3 protein-coding genes are annotated in these 2,592 nt (G+C 51.5%); all 3 read right to left on the bottom strand.

Features of this window, described 5'->3' with window-relative positions:
- Positions 1-58: 58 nt before the first annotated feature.
- Positions 59-1,105, bottom strand: a complete 1,047-nt coding sequence (gene aroF, locus AQR02_RS05425) for a 3-deoxy-7-phosphoheptulonate synthase (RefSeq protein WP_054939700.1) — start codon at positions 1,103-1,105, stop codon at positions 59-61.
- Between the two features lie 269 nt (positions 1,106-1,374).
- Positions 1,375-2,331: a 4-hydroxy-3-methylbut-2-enyl diphosphate reductase gene (locus AQR02_RS05420; protein ID WP_054939699.1), complete on the bottom strand. Its 957-nt coding sequence runs from the start codon at positions 2,329-2,331 to the stop codon at positions 1,375-1,377.
- A 60-nt stretch (positions 2,332-2,391) separates the two neighbouring features.
- On the bottom strand, positions 2,392-2,592 hold a 201-nt coding region (locus tag AQR02_RS05415; protein ID WP_054939698.1), incomplete at its 5' end, for an ATP-binding protein.

Raw genomic sequence — 2,592 nt, 5'->3', positions numbered from 1 at the left:
CCTCCGCCCGTGAGCGGCAAAGAGGACCGTAAGCCAGACCGATTTCTTCCTGGTTGAATTAGGCGATCGGAGCGGCTTCAAGCGAATCTGAGAACTTGCGTCCCACGATCGGTGCAAGCTTCTCCAGATCTCTCAGCAGCTTATCAAACTGCTCAGGGAACAGGGATTGGACCCCGTCACCTGTCATGGAATTGTCCGGATCGGTATGCATTTCGATAATGAGACCATTGGCACCGGCAGCTACTGAGGCTTTTGCCATAGGCTCTACTAATTCGCGGCGGCCTGTGCCGTGGCTCGGATCAGAAATAACCGGCAGATGGCTCAGATTCTGAAGCACCGGAATAGCAGACAGATCTAGCGTATTGCGTGTGTAAGTTTCAAAGGTCCGGATGCCGCGCTCGCACAGCATAACATCCCGGTTACCTCCGGCCAGGATGTACTCCGCCGCATTGAGCAGCTCATCGTAGGTTGCACTGAACCCGCGTTTGAGCAGCACCGGGCGGCCGCAGGTGCCCAGCTTGCGCAGCAGATCGAAATTCTGCATATTGCGCGTGCCTACCTGCAGAATATCCGCGTGCTCCGCACAAATATCAACATACTCGGGAGTCATAACCTCAGTGATGGTAAGCAGGCCATGTTTTCTGCCGGCCTCCGCCATCATAGTCAGGCCTTCCACACCTACACCCTGGAAGCTGTAAGGACCCGTCCGCGGCTTAAATGCGCCCCCGCGCAGCACCTGGCCGCCGGAAGCCTTGACCAGCCGGGCAATATCATCGATCTGTTCAGGGGACTCAACGGCGCAAGGCCCGCCCATAATGACGAGGTTCTCCCCGCCGATCTTAACACCGCGGATATCAATAATAGTATCCTCGGGATGAAAGTCACGGCTGGCCAGCTTGTAGGATTTGGTGATTTTCACTACATTCTCTACGCCCTTCATCTGCCGCAGATGCTCCGCAAGCTTCGGTGTCACTCCGCCAACCAAACCGATTACCGTATGATCCGCTCCCCGCGAAAGATGAACCTGCAGGCCTTCTTTTTCAATAACTGCAATAATATCATTTACCTGGTCCTGCGGTGTTTGATTGGATGTAATAACGATCATATTATAGCTCCCCTTTTTAGGCATTTATTCTCAAAAATATTGTCCCGCTGATGATAAAATACTATCTCGCTACGACGCGTGTGTGCTTTTAAGCGCTAAAGTGATTTTACCGCATATTGCATCTTACGTCAACTTTTTTTACCGGAATACATGCTTGATTTACCAACACTTTCCACCAGGAAGTATTTAACATAAGAAAATGCACCCGGCCCCAAACAGGAACCAGGTGCAGCTTATATCTCAAAAAATAAGTTCATAACTCCAAATCATTAGGTTGCACTTGTCGTCTTATTCTTTACAGGCGGCAGAAGCTTCGCCATATTCACTGTCCGCTTAATCTCCCAAGTCTCAGGCAGCGCCGGATCATATTGCTCCAGGTAGCTGATGACTTCCTTCGTGATCGGGGTTGGCGTCGAGGCACCTGAGGTTACCCCCACCTTGGAAATCCCCTGCAGCCATGCTATGTTCAGCTCGGATACATCAGAGATCCGGTGAGCGGGCACACCGGCAATTTCCTCCGATACCTGAGCCAGACGATTGGAGTTGTTGCTGCGCGGATCGCCGACAACAATCACCAGATCACATTGACCGGCTTGCTCGGCTACTGCTTCCTGGCGCACCTGTGTAGCCATGCAAATCTCATTATGGACTTCAGCACCTGGGAAGGTCTCCAGCAGCTTTTTCATAATATGCTTAATATCCCACTGGCTCATCGTGGTCTGGTTCGTAATAACGATCCGCGAGGAAGGGATAGACAATCCGGCAATCTCTTCTTCCTTTTCAATCAGATGGACATGCTCTGGAGCAATACCAACGGCGCCTTCGGGCTCCGGATGGCCTTTTTTGCCGATATAAATGATCTCGTAGCCTTCTGCTACTTTCTCCTGGATAAGATCATGTGTCTTCGTCACATCCGGACAAGTGGCGTCAACGGTAGTAAGCCCCTTGGCGCGGGCCATCTTGCGCACTTCCGGAGATACGCCGTGAGCGGTGAAGATGACGGTACCGCTATCCACTTTATCGAGAATATCCAGACGGTTATGCCCGTCCAGTGTGATGATTCCGTCGTCTTCAAATGAATTCGTAACATGAGTGTTATGCACAATCATGCCAAGTATATAAATCGGCCGGGGCAGATCAAGATTTTGTGCGGCCTGCCGTGCCATAACCATGGCATCGACGACACCGTAGCAATAGCCCCGTGGAGATATTTTGAGGACTTCCATGTATTTTCACCGGCTTTCTGCAGTCAATGACAGCTGTAATAGGACCTGATCTATTATACCCTATTCCAGCGGCGGAGCAAAGAGAAGCGGCAGCCAGATAATGAAGGTGGTGCCCTCTCCCTGACGGGTTACCACTTCTACAGAGCCGCCATGTTCATCGATAATCCATTTGGCAATTGAGAGCCCGAGGCCGATTCCTTCCGTAATGCCCCGTGATTCATCCGCCCGGTAGAAGCGGTCAAAGATATGAGGCACCTCATC

This window comes from Paenibacillus ihuae, assembly GCF_001368795.1.
In the GTDB taxonomy this organism is placed as follows: domain Bacteria; phylum Bacillota; class Bacilli; order Paenibacillales; family Paenibacillaceae; genus Paenibacillus_AQ; species Paenibacillus_AQ ihuae.
The sequence above is the reverse complement of the archived record's forward strand: the minus strand, read 5'-3'. Positions and strand labels throughout refer to the sequence as shown.